This is a genomic window from Nesterenkonia sp. Act20, assembly GCF_019173455.1.
Classification (GTDB): Bacteria; Actinomycetota; Actinomycetes; order Actinomycetales; family Micrococcaceae; genus Nesterenkonia.
This window is the reverse complement of the sequence record NZ_JADPQH010000002.1, coordinates 530,691-545,491: the sequence shown is the minus strand read 5'-3', so window position 1 is coordinate 545,491 and position 14,801 is coordinate 530,691. Positions and strand designations below refer to the sequence as shown.

The window sequence follows — 14,801 nt, the reverse complement described above, 5'->3', positions numbered from 1 at the left end:
GAACAACAGTACTGTGAGCTGTGATCTACGGAATAGACCTGCGTCACATCCAGCACCTCTGCGTGCCGCAGCTGTTCCTCCCTACTGAGCTCAGGAGGGCTCCTGTGGCTGACGCCTCCACCCCCGACGCATCATCGGCGAACATCCCGCCTCACCAGCGCGCCGCGGATGCGCCCCACTCTCAGCAAGACCCTGAGCCTCAGGGTCCGGTGTTGACCCGCACTCGTCGCACCGCCCTGCTCGGCGCGATGTTCCTGATGGCCACCAGCGCCGTCGGCCCGGGCTTCATCACCCAGACCGCGACCTTCACCTACCAGCTCGGCGCCGCCTTCGGCTTTGCGATCCTGATCTCGGTGCTCGTGGACATCGCTGTGCAGCTCAATGTCTGGCGCGTGCTGGGCGTCTCGGGGCTCTACGCCCAGACGCTGGGCAACAAGATCCTCCCGGGTCTTGGCTGGGCCCTGGCCGTCCTGATCTTCTTCGGCGGCGTGGTGTTCAACATCGGCAACATCGCCGGCGCGGGACTCGGCGTGAATGCGATGACCGGCATGGACGCGCGGCTCGGCGGCGCGATCTCGGTTGTGATCGCGCTGCTCATCTTCCTGTCCAAGAAGGCCGGCGTGGCCCTGGACCGCATTGTCGTGGGCTGTGGCGCCGTGCTGATCCTGCTGATGATCTTCATGGCGATCACCACCGCGCCCCCGCTGGGCGACGCGCTGCGGCAGACCTTCGTGCCTGACCAGGTCGAGTTCCTCGTCATCACCACACTCATCGGTGGCACCGTCGGTGGCTACATCACCTACGCCGGCGCGCACCGGCTGATCGCGTCGGGCAACACCGGCATCGACAACGTCAAGGCGATCACGCAGACCTCGGTCCTCGGCATCGCCGTCGCCTCGGTGATCCGCTTCCTGCTCTTCCTCGCCATCCTCGGTGTGGTCGCCACCGGGACCGCACTCGCGGAGGACAACGTCGCCGCCGATGCCTTCTCCGTCGCCCTCGGAGACATCGGGCTGCGCGTCTTCGGCGTCGTCTTCTGGGTCGCCGCGATCACCTCGATCCTCGGCTGCACGTATACGACCGTCTCCTTCCTGACGACCACCAAGACCAAGGACCGCACCAAGAACTGGTACTTCCTGGGCTTCCTGGTGCTGACCAGTGTGGTCTTCCTGCTGCTGGGACAGGCCCCGCAGACCCTGCTGATCATGGCCGGCGCCTTCAACGGGACCGTGCTGCCGCTGGGCTTCGCGGTGATCCTCTACGCCGCCTGGCGCCGTCGGGACCTGCTCCAGGGTTATAAGTACCCGAAGTGGCTGCTGATCCTCGGCGTGCTCACCTGGCTGCTGACCATCTACATGGGCATCAGCTCGTTGGGCGGTCTTGCCAGCCTCTGGACCGAGGGATGAGCCAGACCTGCCCGGAGCCTCAGGCCCCTGGACCCGAGGCGCTGACTCCGGCCGCGGCCCGCGCAGAGTTCCGGGCCGGGCTGCGCCGGCCCACCAGCGGGTTCAGCGCGGGTTACGCCCAGGCCAACCTCTTGGCGCTGCCCCGCGATCTCGCCTTCGACATGCTGCTCTTCGCTCAGCGCAACCCCAAGTCTTGTCCTGTGCTGGGTGTCTTCGAGCCGGGTCAGCACGACGACGCCGGCTCGGCGGCCCCGCTGCTGGCCGGCGGCGACATTCGGACTGACATCCCCGCCTATCGGGTCTACCGCGAAGGTGACCTTGTGGCGGAGCCCGATGAGGCGACGCAGCATTGGCGTGAGGACCTCGTCGCGTTCCTGATCGGCTGCAGCTTCACCTTCGAGGCTCCGCTGCTCGAGGCGGGACTGCCGATCGCGCATCTCGAGCAGGGGGTCAACGTCCCCATGTACAAGACCGCGATCCGCTGCGCACCCGCAGGTCGGCTCAGCGGCCCGATGGTGGTGTCGATGCGTCCCCTGCCCGCGCACCGGATCGCCGATGCCGTGCGCATCACTTCCCGGTACCCGGGGGTGCACGGTGCCCCGGTGCACATCGGCAGCCCCGCTGAGCTGGGGATCGGTGACCTCTCGGCGCCGGACTTCGGAGATCCTGTGGAGATCCCCGCTGGGTGGACACCGGTCTTCTGGGCCTGTGGGGTCACTCCGCAGGCAGCGGTGATGGAGTCGAAGCCCGAACTGGCCATCAGCCACGCCCCGGGCCACATGCTGATCACCGATCTGCCGAACACCGCGCTGCAGGTGCCGTGACCCAGCGACTCAGCTGGTAGGGGCCTCAGCCTCAGCTGTCCTGAGGACTGGCCCCGGCGCCGTCGTCGTCCTTCGCTCTGGGACCTGAGCGCGGGACCCTGCGCGCCGTGCCCTGCAGCACGTCGTGCCGCCCGTGCACCAGCCAGTACAGCACCAGCGAGAGCACGACGACGCCGGCGCAGGCCGCGTACATGAAGCGATAGTCCGCGAAGCTGACCAGCGGCCCCAGCAGCAGCGGGGAGAAGCCGAACCCGGTGTCGAGCAGGATGAAGAAGGTCGAGATCCCGATGCTCGTGCGGTGGGCGGGAAGATCCGAGGCGATGATCGCCTGCAGCACCGGCAGCAGCGAGCCGAACCCGAACCCGGCGAGCACCCCGGCGACGAGCAGCACGCCCTGATTCGGTGCCCAGGCGAGGAGCACCATCGCCACGATGTAGAACAGCACGGCTGGATAGACCGCCCAGTTGTCCCCGTAGCGGTCCTGGATCTTGCCCATGAAGAGCCGGGAGACCAACACGGCACCGGCGTAGATGACGAAGAACAGCGAAGCGGCATCCACCATGTCGAGACTGCGCGCATAGCCGTTGAGGAAGGTCATCACCGAGGCGAAGCCGATGCCCAGCAGCATCGCCACCAGCGAGATCTTGAACGCGCGCGGTTCGATGATGTCCCGCGGACGCAGGGTGAGCTTCTCGCGCAGGCTGGTGCGCCAGGGGCTGTCCTCCGGAAGCTTCAGGAAGAGCGCGAACACCAGCCCGATGACCGAGACCAGGGTGACCGCCAGGAACATCGCCCAGAAGTCGTAGCGCTGGGTCAGCTGGATCGCCGCAAGGGGACCGATGGCCGGTGGCAGCGAGTTCGCCAGCAGGTAGTACCCGGCGCCCTCGCCGCGCCGGGAGCGAGGGATCATCGCGAAGACCCCTGCGTTGAGCGCGGTCTGACCGAAGCCGAAGGAGATTCCGTGGACGGCGCGCAGCGCGATGAGCATCGCGTAGCTGTCCACCCAGAGGTAGGCGAGCCCGGCGAGCACGTAGACGATCAGGCAGACCAGGACCGTGCGCCGCCGACCGAGGAAGTTCACATACTTGCCCGCGAAGACTCGCGCACACAGCGCGCCGACCACGAAGGCCGAGGCGGCGAATCCGGCGGCGGTCTCACCGGCCGCGAACTCCTCCGCGGCGTAGACCGCCAGTCCGGTGATCAGAATGAAGAAGACCGTGGCCAGCAGCAGGTTGATGACGATGGCCAGCAGGAAGTCCTTGGTGAACAGCGGCTCCTTCGGCTCGTGAGCTGCATCCTTGTTCTTGGCCATCACCCTGCGATTGTTTCATGGTTCGCAGGGGAAACGACCAAAGGGGGAGCTCCACGTGCCATGGTGCACCTCACAGATCCGCCCCTGCCATATGGGACCCTGGTGGGATGATCCACAGCGTCCGGGAGATGGGGCAGCGTGCCCTCGTCATCGAGGTCACCGCCGAGAAGGACCGTCCCCGCCTGTCGGAGCATCTCCAGGAGAACCCTTTTCCCGGGCAGGTCGAGCTGATCCCCGGGGCCCGGACTGTCCTGGTGGACTTCCGGCGTCGTCGTGACGCGCAGGCGGCGCTCAAGCTGGCCAGGCGGCTCAAGCTGCGACGCCGTCGTGCCGGATCCGCCGATTCCCCACTCCCGGAAGACCCGGTGCGCCCGGCGGTGAGCCTGCCGGAGTCCTACGTCGAGTGCGCACCCCTGCATGATCGGGAGGCAGTGGTCGAGGTCCTGTGCGTCGGTCCGGATGATTCGGCCGTCGCGAAAGCTGAGACCACGGGGCCCGCCGCGCGAGTGCTCATCCAGGACATCGGTCGCTACGGCTTCGGAGACCGAGGTCTCGGACGATCAGGGTCGGTGGATCTCGCCGCCGCGCGACAGGCCAACCGGCTGGTGGGCAACGATGATTCTGCCGCGGTGTTCGAGGTCTGCTCGGGGGAGTTCAGCATGAGGATCTGCCAGACCTCGATCCTCGCCGTGACCGGGGCCGAGCTGAGCATGGAAGTCATCACCGAAGAACCCGTGCAGAACTTTCGTGGGGGGCAGGAGGCAGCGAGGACCGCATCCCGATCTCGGTCGGCGCCGGTGCGAGCGCCATTCTGGGTGTTTCCAGGCGAGACTCTGCATCTGCGCGGGGTCCACCGCGGGGTCTACAGCTACGTGGGCATCTCCGGAGGACTCGATGTGCCGCTGCAGCTCGGCAGCGCATCCACGGACACCGCCGCCGGGATCGGTCCCGAACCGGTGCAGGTGGGACACCGATTCGGTCTCTCCGGGGCAGCCTCGAGGTTCGTGGGCATCGCTTCGGTGGCCCCCACCCCGCTGCCGGAGCTCGAGGGCGCCACCGTGCTGCGCTACGTTCCGGGGCCGCGGGCAGAGTTCTTCGGCACCCGCCGTGCCGCCTCGGCAGGGCTCTCCCGTCTCGAGAGTCAGCCCTGGGAGGCGGTGAGATCCTCAGGACGCGCGGCTCTGCTGCTGGACGGAGACGATCCGATCCAGCGCACGATGGCAGAACCCATGCCGCCCGAGCCGCTGCTGCGGGGGGCCATCACGGTCTCCTCCTCGGGCCAGCCCACCGTCGCACTGGCGGAACACCCTGTGACCAGTGCTGACCCTGTGCTCGGAGTGGTGGTGCGAGAGGATCTCGCGCTCGCGGCCCAGCTGTCCGCCGGTGCCCAGGTCCGATTCCAGGCAGTGGATCCCGAGGCGCTGGGCGCAGTCCGGACTCGATGAGATAATGATCCGTGCCGTGCTGCGCCGTTCCCCGGGCACCGACACCGGCTCCGATGCCGACATTCAAAGTCCCTGACCAAGGAGTCCACCATCTCTGCCGAGTCTTCCCCCTCCCACTCCGGCCCCACAGGCCGTGCGCCGACCGAGGAGCCGGTCCAGGATGCTCCGACACCACCCGAGGCGAGGCGCACCTCCGTTCCGGGGAACCTGGTCCGCGGCGCGCTGATCGGAGCAGTGGAGACGGTCCCGGGAGTCTCCGGCGGCACGGTGGCGCTGGTCGTCGGAATCTACCGACAGCTCATCGAGTCCGCCTCGCATGTGGTCTCAGCAGGACGAACCCTGATCACCGGGCCTGATCGCCGCGCCGGTTTCCTGCACCACATCCGCCAGGCCGACTGGAAGATCATCATCCCGGTCATGATCGGGATGCTCATCACCGTGTTCACGGTGGCGGGTCCGATGTCCACCGCGGTGGAGACGTACCCGGTGCTCACCCGCGCGGCCTTCTTCGGGATGGTGCTCGCCTCCATCGCGGTGCCGCTGCGGATGGCCCTGCAGGATCGAGACGGGCCCATACGGATGCGTCACATCCTCGCCGGTGTCGTGGCGGCTGCCGTGGTCTTCTGGCTGGTCTCGCTGCCTCCGACGGAGGTCGAGCCCGCCTGGTACATCATCCTTCCGGCCGCCGCGATCGCCGTCTCGGCTCTGCTGCTGCCCGGCCTCTCCGGCTCCTTCCTGCTGCTGACCTTCGGCCTGTACGAGCCCACCCTGCAGGCAGCCTCAGAGTTCGACCTCGGTTACCTCGGCATCTTCGCGCTGGGCCTCGCGATCGGGCTGATCGCCATCGTCAAGGGACTCAAATGGCTCCTGGACCATCATCACCGGCTTACCATGGTGGTGCTCACCGGGGTGATGGTCGGTGCGCTGCGCACGTTGTGGCCCTGGCAGGACGAGGGGCGCGGTCTTCAGGGGCCCGGAGACGATCTCGGACTGGTGCTGCTGCTGGGAGTCGCGGGCTTCGCCGTCGTGTTCGTGCTGGTGCTGCTGGACTACCGGCTGTCCCAGCGCCAGTCACGCTGAGCCTTCGCCCCTCAGGGGCGCAGACGCTGATACACGTGATGCCACCCGTCATCACCGGGGTTGTCCGGCGTCAGGCGCCCCGACGCGATCCGGGTATAACCGGCCGAGCTCAGGGCTGAGAAGGACGCGACGTTGTTCGCTGACACCGCCACGATGATCTCCCCGGCATCAGGCACCTCGAGCCAGCAGAGCTCGGTGAACGCGCGCACCATCTCGGTGCCCAGGCCACGGCCGAGCCAGTCGGGATCCCCGAGGAGATAGTCGATCATCAGACACTCCTGCGGCACCGGGACCAGTTCGGTGAGCTCGCGAAGCTCCTCGGGGTAGTCGGAGATCCGGCTCCGCTGGATGAACCCGATCGGCACCCCGGCGCAGACCACCATGTAGTCGGCGCAGGGTTCAGTCCCGTCGATGCTCCCGCCGAAGTCCCGTGCGATCGCTGCATCGTCGGTCTGGTGAGCCCAGTAGCGGGCGACGTGAGGCCGCCGCAGCCACTGCTGGATCGTGGGCAGGTCCGCCCACGTGGTGCGGTGGAAGGCGAGCGAGGCTGGACCTGTGTCTTCTCCGGCGATGCGACCTTCCCGGGTCATGCCGACATAGTAGCCAGGCCGACGCCGACGCCCCGAGAGCCGCGGACCATTGAATGTGGAGACCGACTCCAAGAACCCGCGCCACCTGATGACGATCCCCGGCAAGGGATATCCGGTGGAACTCTGATCCCCGCGAATCTACGCTGGAACCATGCGACGGCGGCACCCGTCACCTGGATCGGAACCGGTGGAGCTCTTCCTGCCCTTCACCGGTGCCTGGAAGGTGCAGAACAGCCCGGCGAATCGGGTCCCGAGCCACGGCACCGATCTCTTCGGCACTCGGTATGCCATCGACTTCACCGCCGTGGACACCCGTGGTCGGACCGCCAGCTCGAGAAGCTTGCGCAGTGTTCTGGCCACCGAGCCTGCGGAGCTGTTCTTGGCCTACGGTCAGGAGGTGACGGCTCCATGTCCCGGGACTGTGAGGGCGACCCATGACGGTGAGGTCGACCATGCGGCCCGGCGCTCGCAGCTGAACCTGATCGGCTACATGCTGGGGCAGCCCGCGCGGATCCGGCAGGGACCGGACGCTGTCGCGGGCAACCACGTCATCCTTGAGGAGCCGCAGAGCGGGCGCTTCATCGCCATGGTGCACCTGCTGAACGGATCGATTCTGGTCCGCCCCGGCCAGCAGGTCGCCGCGGGACAGGTGCTCGCCCGGTGTGGGAACAGCGGGAACTCCACTCAGCCGCACCTCCATCTGCAGGCCATGGACAGTCTGGACCTGCGCCGAGCCCGCGGTGTGCCGATCGTGTTCCGCGACTTCCATGAACAGATCCGCAGCGGAGAGACGGCCGTGATCCGGCGCGGCGTCCCCGCGAATGCCTCCGTCGTGCAGCCCGCCCGGGGGCCCGACCCTGATCCAGGGAGAAGTGGGCGATACCGATGATTGAGCGGGAGCGTGACTGCGTGATCGCCGGGGGCGGTCCTGCAGGAATGATGCTGGGATACCTGCTGGCCCGGGCAGGGTTGACCGTCACCGTGCTGGAGAAGCACTCGGACTTCCTCCGCGACTTCCGCGGCGACACCATCCACCCCTCCACGCTCACGCTCCTCGGCGAGCTCGGGCTGCGCGAAAAGTTCCTGGACCTGCCCGTCACTCGGCTCTCCACACTCGACGCCGTCATCCAGGGACAGCGGATGACACTGGTGGACTTCGGTGTCCTGCGGGGTCCGGACGACTTCCTCGTCCTGGCCCCGCAATGGGAGTTCCTGAACTTCCTGGCCCAGGAGGCCCAGACCCTGCCCGGGTTCGACCTGCGCATGGACACCGAGGTGACCGGGCTGCTGCATGAGCGCCCGGGGCCGGAGGAAGACCCAGCCGACGACGGCGTCGTCGTCGGCGTGCGCATGCGCTCGGCCTCCGGCGAGGAACAGATCCGGGCGAGACTCACCGTGGCCGCCGATGGGCGGGCCTCGGCGCTGCGTGAGGCCGCAGGGCTCATCCCCAGGGAGTCAGGTGTACCCATCGACGTGCTCTGGTTCAGCCTCCCGCAGCCCGTTGATCCTCCGCCCGCGACTCTGGGCTACCTCTCCGCCGCGGGGATGGTGCTGACCATCGATCGCGGAGCCACCTACCAGTCCGGGCTGATCGTCAAGAAGGGCGAGTTCGAGGAGCTCAAGCGCGCCGGCCTGCCGGCGTTCCGCGCGCGCGTCGCCCAGGCGGCACCGATTCTGAGCGGCGTGGTGGACACGCTCACCGACTGGAAGCAGATCAAGCTGCTCTCCGTGCAGCTGAACCGACTCCCGTGCTGGCACCGTCCGGGGTTCATCACCATTGGAGATGCCGCCCACGCGATGTCCCCGATGTTCGGGGTGGGGGTCAACTTCGCGATCCAGGACGCGGTCGCGCTGGCCAATGCGATCACGCCTGCGCTGCAGCGTGGGGTCGCGCCCTCAGAGACGCTGGCGCGGGTCCAGGCGCGGCGGGCGCGCCCCGTGCGGCTCATGCAGGGCATCCAGGGGCGCGGGCACCGTCTCATCGCTCGCTCCACCCAAGGGCAGCAGGTCCTGCCGGCTTCTGCCGTGACGCTGATCCGTCTCGCCTCGCCCGCTCTGCGCCGGCTCACCGCTCGCATCATCGGGGTCGGCCTGCTTGCTGAACACGTGCACACCGAAGCCGCCAGCCGGGGCGATGGCCGGGCCGACCCGAAGACACGTCCTGAGACATCCCCGAGTGGTGGATGAGGGCTTTGTGAAACGTGGTGGAAAACACTGCTGTGGCACAATGAGGGAAACTGAATCAACGCCACGTCCCCTGTGTGGGAGAGTCCGGCAGGTCTCCCAGGAGCGCAGCATCTCCTGGGAATCACCAAGGTCGGCGCCGAAGGAGCAATATCCTCCCCGGGAACCTCTCAGGCACTCAGTACCGCGCAGGGGTGGCAACTCTGGAAAGCAGCACGTCGGGCCGCAGCGCCTGACGAGCTCACCCACGGTGCAAGCCGGTCCTTCCCGCTCTTTCTGCGGGTCCGACCGGTGAATCTCTCAGGTCCATCACAGAGCGGGGGAGGAACCCTCGCCATATCCATGCCTGGAAGGTTCCTCTATGACCGCCACACCTGATCTCCTCCGCTCCAGCCTCGCTGCCGATGTCACCGAATTCTCCGCCCGGCATATCGGGCCCACCTCCGAGACCGCAGCCACCATGCTCGCGACCCTGGGCTACGACTCTCTGATGGACCTCGTCGATGCCGCGGTCCCTGCCGCCATCCGTCAGCCCGGTCCGCTGGACCTCCCGGAGGCGCTCACCGAGGCTGAGACCCTCGCCGCGCTGCGTGACTACGCAGACAGGAATCAGCCCCACACCCAGATGATCGGCCAGGGGTTCTACGACACCCACACCCCGCAGGTGATCCTGCGCAACGTGCTGCAGAACCCCGCCTGGTACACCGCCTATACGCCGTACCAGCCCGAGATCTCTCAGGGCCGGCTCGAGGCGCTGCTGAACTTCCAGACCATGGTGGCCGATCTGACCGGGCTGGACATCGCCAACGCTTCTCTGTTGGACGAGGCCTCCGCCGTAGCCGAGGCGGTCCTGCTGATGCGACGGGGAAACAAGAAGCTCGCCGCGGCCAAGATTGTGCTCGACGCCGACATCTTCCCGCAGACCCGCGCCGTCGTCATCGGCCGGGCCGAAGCCCTGGGCATCGAGATCGAGATCGTCGACATCGCCGCCGAGGGACTGCCCGAGGGAGAGATCTGCGGGCTCGTGCTCCAACAGCCCGCCGACTCCGGCGCCGTCGTCGATCACCGCGAGGTCATCGCAGAGGCCAAGGAGCGCGGCGCGATGGTCACCATCGCCGCGGACCTGCTCGCGCTGACCCTGATCACCTCACCCGGCGAGCAGGGCGCCGACATCGCCGTGGGCAGCTCCCAGCGCTTCGGCGTCCCGCTGTTCTTCGGCGGTCCTCACGCGGCCTTCATGGCGGTGAAGTCCGGACTGCAGCGCCAGCTCCCCGGGCGCCTCGTCGGCGTCTCCAAGGACGCCGAGGGTCGCCCCGGCTATCGACTCGCCCTGCAGACCCGCGAGCAGCACATCCGCCGCGAGAAGGCCACCTCGAACATCTGCACCGCCCAGGCGCTGCTCGCCGTGGCCGCTTCGATGTACGCCGTCTATCACGGGCCCGAAGGGCTGATTCGGATCGCCCGGCGTGTCCACGGCCATGCCCGGATGATCGCGACGGTGCTGAGCCGCGAGGGCCACGAGCTGGTCGCGGAGTCCTTCTTTGACACAGTCCAGGTTCGACTGGACTCCCATGATCACGCCGAGGAGGTCATCGCCGCCGCTGAAGCCTCCGGGGTCAACCTGCGCCGGGTCGGCGAGGACATCGTGGGCGTCTCCGTGGATGAGACGACCACGGCTCAGCACGTGATGTCGGTGATCGAGGCATTCGGGGTGAAAGACTTCGGCTTCGTGCTGGACAGCGGCGATCCCGAGGGGACGGGCAGGAAGTATGGCTTCATTGACTCGCTGACCCGCACCTCGGAGTTCATGACCCACGAGATCTTCCACCAGATCCGCTCCGAGACGCAGATGATGCGTTATCTGCGCCGGCTCTCTGACAGAGACCTCGCCCTGGATCGGACCATGATCCCGCTGGGTTCCTGCACCATGAAGCTCAACGCGGCCACCGAGATGGAAGCGATCTCCTGGCCTGAGTTCGCAGGCATCCATCCCTACGCCCCGGCTGGGCAGACCACCGGTTGGCGAGAGCTCATCGCCGACCTCGAATCCCGTCTCGCCGAGGTCACCGGCTACTCCGCCGTCTCCATCCAGCCCAACGCCGGGTCCCAGGGGGAGTACGCGGGACTGCTGGCCATTCGTCAGTACCACCTGGCCCAGGGCGACGCCGCCCGGGACATCTGCCTGATCCCGGCCTCCGCGCACGGCACCAATGCCTCCTCGGCAGTGCTCGCGGGGCTGCAGGTCGTCGTCGTCGCCACTGCCGAGGACGGCACCATCGACATGGCTGACCTGCAGTCCAAGATCGCAGCCCACCCGGAGCGGATCGCCGCGATCATGCTCACCTATCCCTCGACCCACGGGGTCTATGAGGCCGAGGTGCGCGAGGTCTGCTCCACGGTGCACGCCACCGGCGGACAGGTCTACATCGACGGGGCGAACCTCAACGCGCTTGTCGGACTCGCCCAGCCCGGTGAGTTCGGCGGGGACGTCTCCCACCTGAACCTGCACAAGACCTTCTGCATCCCGCACGGCGGCGGCGGGCCCGGCGTCGGACCGATTGCAGTGGCCGAGCACCTCAAACCCTTCCTGCCCAGCACCTCGGTGGGCGCCTCCTGGGCCACCGGTGAGCATGAGGGAGAAGGTCGCGACGGCGCCCCGGTCACCTCCACTCCCTTCGGTTCCGCCGGAGTGCTGCCCATCTCCTGGGCCTACCTCGCGATGATGGGGTCCGAAGGGCTGACCAGCGCCACCGCGCACGCGTTGCTGAGCGCGAACTACATCGCCGAGCGACTGAAGGACCACTTCCCGGTCCTCTACACCGGGGAGAACGGACTTATCGCCCATGAGTGCATCCTGGATCTGCGCGCACTGACCAAAGCTTCCGGGATCACCGCCGAAGACGTCTGCAAGCGGCTCATCGACTACGGCTTCCACGCGCCCACGCTGGCGTTCCCAGTGGCCGGCACGCTGATGGTGGAACCCACCGAGTCCGAGGACCTGGCCGAGATCGATCGATTCATCGAGGCGATGATCGGGGTGCGCAGAGAGATCCAGGACGTGATCGATGAGTTGCTCACTCTCGAGCAGTCTCCGCTTCGACTGGCACCCCACCCGGCCGCCGTCCTCGCCGGCGACACCTGGGACCGCGCCTACACCCGTGAGCAGGCGGCCTTCCCGGTCAAGAACCTGCTCCAGGACAAGTACTTCCCACCGGTGAGCAGGATCGACGGCGCCCACGGCGACCGCAACCTGATCTGCTCCTGCCCACCGCCTGAGGCCTTCGAACTCGAGGAGAGCTCCGCATGAGAGAGACAGCACTCACCGCCGCCCACGCCGAACTGGGCGCCAGCTTCACCGACTTCGGGGGCTGGAAGATGCCGCTGAAATACTCCTCCGAGCTTCAGGAGCACCATGCAGTGCGCACCGCGGCCGGCCTCTTCGACCTCTCCCATATGGGGGAGATCCGCATCATCGGCCCCGACGCCGCCACCTTCCTGAACACTGCGCTGGTCGGCGATCTCGCGGCCGTCGCCATCGGCAAGGCGAAGTACTCGCTGATCTGCCGGGAGGACGGCGGGATCGTGGATGACCTCATCGTCTACCGGATCGACGAGAACGAGTACCTGGTGGTGCCCAACGCCGCCAACCGCGAGGTGGTCGCCGCCGCGCTGACGCAGCTGGCAGAGAACGGACGCGCCGGATCTTCGGCGACGGGCTACGACGTCGAGGTCTGGGACGAATCCGAGGCGATCAGCCTGATCGCCGTCCAGGGCCCCGCGGCCGCTGCCATCATCGGCTCCGTGGTCCGCGCCAACGAGACCTTCCTGGTGGAGGAGCTGCGCTACTACGCGTTCACCACGGTCAGCATCGGCGGGGACGAGATCCTGCTCGCCCGCACCGGCTACACCGGTGAGGACGGCTTCGAGCTGTTCCTGCCCCATGACAAGGCTGGAGCGCTCTGGCTCGCGCTGCTGGAGGCCGGATCCGATCACGGGCTGATCCCATGCGGCCTCGCCTGCCGAGACTCGCTTCGCCTGGAGGCCGGCATGCCGCTCTACGGCAACGAGCTCACCACCGACCGAATCAGCTTCGAGGCCGGACTGCCGGTGGTGTCCTTCTCCAAGAAGGAAGACTTCGTGGGACGCGCCGCATTGGAACAGGCCAAGGCCGAAGGACGCGGCAAGACCTCCGGACAGCGGCTCGTGGGACTCCGTGGCCTGGGCAAGCGCGCTGGACGCAGCGGCTACCCGGTGATCGCCACAGAGGGTGAGCACGCCGGAGTCACCATCGGCGCGGTGACCTCAGGGCTTCCCAGCCCGACGCTGGGATACCCCATCGCAATGGCCTATGTGGACCTGGCCTTCATCGACCCCCGCACCCGGGTCGATATCGACCTGCGGGGCAAGCCGCAGCCCTTCGAAGTGGTCGCACTGCCGTTCTACACCCGCGAACGCTGACCAGCCCATCAGGATTCGAGGCTTCACATGACCATCAGCATCTTCGACCTCCTGCGCGTGGGGATCGGCCCCTCCTCCTCGCACACCGTGGGTCCGATGCGCGCCGCGCGGCGGTTCGTCATCGAGGAGCTGTGTGACACCGGCGCCCTGGCGCGCACGGAGGCGCTGCGGGTCGATCTCTACGGCTCGCTCTCGGCCACCGGTCGCGGGCATGGCACGTTCACCGCAGTGCTGCTCGGGCTCGAAGCCTGGGACCCCGAGACGATTCTTCCGGACCAGGTGGAGTCCCGGTTGGCGGCGATGGAGTCCTCCGGGACAGTCCAGCTCGCGGCCCAGCACGACGACGACGGCGGACGCGAGCTTCCGCTGCGAGTCGAGGACATCGTGCAGCGTCCGTTGACCGTCCTGGACCGGCACACCAATGCCATGACGCTGACGGCACTGGATGCCCAGGGCGAGCAGGTGGTGAAAGAGACCTATTACTCCATCGGCGGCGGCTTCGTGCTCTCGGAATCCGATGCGGTGGCCTCTGATGCCTCCCTCGGCGAGGCGCTGGCCAACGACGACGCAGAGGTGCCCTACCCCTTCAACACGGGCGCCGAGCTCATGGAGCACTGTGCACGCTCGGGTCTGCCAGTCTCGCGAGTGATGATGGCCAATGAGCGCGCGCTGCACGTCGCCCGTCACGGAGGGACGGAGCAGGACGCGGAGCAGGAGATCACCGCGAAGGTGCTCCATCTCTGGCAGGTGATGGAGGACTGCAAGAACTTCGCCCTGGAGCGTGAGGGAAACCTGCCTGGTGGACTCAAGGTGCGCCGACGTGCGCCTGACTGGCATGCCCGCATGTGGAAGGACGATCCGAGCCGCACCCACGCCTACTGGCAGGAATGGGTGAACCTGGTCGCACTCGCGGTCAATGAGGAGAACGCCTCTGGGGGACGGGTCGTCACCGCACCCACCAACGGAGCCGCCGGCATCATCCCCGCCGTGGGCTTCTACGCCACACACTACGGCCCCGGGGCCAGCTACGCGGGGGAGGAGGACCGCGAGGACATCGCCGTGCGGTACCTGCTCACCGCTGCCGCCGTAGGGGTGCTCTATAAGGAGCAGGCCTCGATCTCGGGCGCCGAGGTGGGCTGTCAGGGGGAGGTCGGCTCGGCCTCCTCGATGGCGGCCGCGGGACTCTGCGAGGTCCTCGGCGGCACCCCGCGGCAGGTGGAGAACGCTGCCGAGATCGCCATGGAGCACAACCTCGGCCTGACCTGCGACCCGATCGCGGGACTGGTGCAGGTGCCATGCATCGAGCGCAATGCCATGGGAGCGACCAAAGCGGTCAACGCCGCACGGATGGCGCTGATGGGCGACGGTGACCACCGGGTGTCCCTGGATGAGGTCATCGTGACCATGCGCGAGACCGGCAAGGACATGTCTTCGAAGTACAAGGAGACCGCACTGGGCGGGCTCGCGGTCAACGTCGTCGAATGCTGAACGGCTGGTGAGCT

At 67.5% G+C, this 14,801-nt stretch carries 11 protein-coding genes and 1 riboswitch; of the genes, 9 read left to right on the top strand and 2 right to left on the bottom strand.

Features of this window, described 5'->3' with window-relative positions; all coding sequences use genetic code 11:
- Positions 1–248 precede the first annotated feature (248 nt).
- Positions 249–1,406: an NRAMP family divalent metal transporter gene (locus tag IY716_RS12170; protein ID WP_218222218.1), complete on the top strand. Its 1,158-nt coding sequence runs from the start codon at positions 249–251 to the stop codon at positions 1,404–1,406.
- The gene (locus IY716_RS12165; protein WP_218221948.1) at positions 1,403–2,230 is read left to right on the top strand and encodes a putative hydro-lyase; all 828 of its coding nucleotides are present in this window, start codon (positions 1,403–1,405) and stop codon (positions 2,228–2,230) included. The genes IY716_RS12170 and IY716_RS12165 overlap by 4 nt, the downstream gene beginning before the upstream one ends.
- A gap of 31 nt (positions 2,231–2,261) precedes the next feature.
- Here IY716_RS12165 and IY716_RS12160 read toward each other — a convergent pair whose 3' ends face one another.
- A complete protein-coding gene (locus IY716_RS12160) occupies positions 2,262–3,542 on the bottom strand; it encodes an MFS transporter (protein WP_218221947.1) in 1,281 nt (426 codons plus the stop codon).
- A 107-nt stretch (positions 3,543–3,649) separates the two neighbouring features.
- Here IY716_RS12160 and IY716_RS12155 point away from each other — a divergent pair, with 107 nt between their 5' ends.
- Together IY716_RS12155 and IY716_RS12150 are read left to right on the top strand one after the other, a co-directional pair.
- Positions 3,650–4,987: a biotin-dependent carboxyltransferase family protein gene (locus tag IY716_RS12155; RefSeq protein ID WP_218221946.1), complete on the top strand. Its 1,338-nt coding sequence runs from the start codon at positions 3,650–3,652 to the stop codon at positions 4,985–4,987.
- Positions 4,988–5,221: 234 nt separating this feature from the next.
- Positions 5,222–6,067, top strand: a complete 846-nt coding sequence (locus IY716_RS12150; RefSeq protein WP_369699707.1) for a DUF368 domain-containing protein — start codon at positions 5,222–5,224, stop codon at positions 6,065–6,067.
- Between the two features lie 11 nt (positions 6,068–6,078).
- Here IY716_RS12150 and IY716_RS12145 read toward each other — a convergent pair whose 3' ends face one another.
- Positions 6,079–6,657, bottom strand: coding sequence for a GNAT family N-acetyltransferase (locus IY716_RS12145; RefSeq protein ID WP_218221945.1), 579 nt, complete (start codon positions 6,655–6,657; stop codon positions 6,079–6,081).
- 151 nt (positions 6,658–6,808) lie between these two features.
- Here IY716_RS12145 and IY716_RS12140 point away from each other — a divergent pair, with 151 nt between their 5' ends.
- The 5 genes from IY716_RS12140 (at position 6,809) to IY716_RS12120 (ending at position 14,787) form a co-directional block, all read left to right on the top strand.
- Positions 6,809–7,546 (top strand): M23 family metallopeptidase, encoded by a 738-nt coding sequence (locus IY716_RS12140; protein WP_218221944.1) that lies wholly within the window; start codon positions 6,809–6,811, stop codon positions 7,544–7,546.
- A complete protein-coding gene (locus IY716_RS12135) occupies positions 7,543–8,844 on the top strand; it encodes an FAD-dependent oxidoreductase (protein ID WP_218221943.1) in 1,302 nt (433 codons plus the stop codon). The genes IY716_RS12140 and IY716_RS12135 overlap by 4 nt, the downstream gene beginning before the upstream one ends.
- Before the next feature lie 65 nt (positions 8,845–8,909).
- Positions 8,910–9,038: riboswitch (glycine riboswitch) on the top strand.
- Positions 9,039–9,202: 164 nt separating this feature from the next.
- Positions 9,203–12,148, top strand: coding sequence for an aminomethyl-transferring glycine dehydrogenase (gene gcvP / locus IY716_RS12130; protein WP_218221942.1), 2,946 nt, complete (start codon positions 9,203–9,205; stop codon positions 12,146–12,148).
- On the top strand, positions 12,145–13,299 hold the full coding sequence (gcvT, locus tag IY716_RS12125) for a glycine cleavage system aminomethyltransferase GcvT (protein ID WP_218221941.1): 1,155 nt from the start codon (positions 12,145–12,147) through the stop codon (positions 13,297–13,299). The genes gcvP and gcvT overlap by 4 nt, the downstream gene beginning before the upstream one ends.
- A 27-nt stretch (positions 13,300–13,326) precedes the next feature.
- Positions 13,327–14,787 carry an L-serine ammonia-lyase gene (locus tag IY716_RS12120; RefSeq protein WP_218221940.1) on the top strand — a complete coding sequence of 487 codons (1,461 nt, stop codon included), beginning with the start codon at positions 13,327–13,329 and terminating at the stop codon, positions 14,785–14,787.
- Positions 14,788–14,801: the final 14 nt, after the last annotated feature.

What these genes read in the sequence shown, in the direction of transcription:
- IY716_RS12170 (WP_218222218.1), top strand. Translation starts at nt 249, where the DNA reads ATGTTCCTGATGGCCACCAGCGCCGTCGGCCCGGGCTTCATCACCCAG.
- IY716_RS12165 (WP_218221948.1), top strand. Translation starts at nt 1,403, where the DNA reads ATGAGCCAGACCTGCCCGGAGCCTCAGGCCCCTGGACCCGAGGCGCTG.
- IY716_RS12160 (WP_218221947.1), bottom strand. Translation starts at nt 3,542, where the DNA reads ATGGCCAAGAACAAGGATGCAGCTCACGAGCCGAAGGAGCCGCTGTTC.
- IY716_RS12155 (WP_218221946.1), top strand. Translation starts at nt 3,650, where the DNA reads ATGATCCACAGCGTCCGGGAGATGGGGCAGCGTGCCCTCGTCATCGAG.
- IY716_RS12145 (WP_218221945.1), bottom strand. Translation starts at nt 6,657, where the DNA reads ATGACCCGGGAAGGTCGCATCGCCGGAGAAGACACAGGTCCAGCCTCG.
- IY716_RS12140 (WP_218221944.1), top strand. Translation starts at nt 6,809, where the DNA reads ATGCGACGGCGGCACCCGTCACCTGGATCGGAACCGGTGGAGCTCTTC.
- IY716_RS12135 (WP_218221943.1), top strand. Translation starts at nt 7,543, where the DNA reads ATGATTGAGCGGGAGCGTGACTGCGTGATCGCCGGGGGCGGTCCTGCA.
- gcvP (WP_218221942.1), top strand. Translation starts at nt 9,203, where the DNA reads ATGACCGCCACACCTGATCTCCTCCGCTCCAGCCTCGCTGCCGATGTC.
- gcvT (WP_218221941.1), top strand. Translation starts at nt 12,145, where the DNA reads ATGAGAGAGACAGCACTCACCGCCGCCCACGCCGAACTGGGCGCCAGC.
- IY716_RS12120 (WP_218221940.1), top strand. Translation starts at nt 13,327, where the DNA reads ATGACCATCAGCATCTTCGACCTCCTGCGCGTGGGGATCGGCCCCTCC.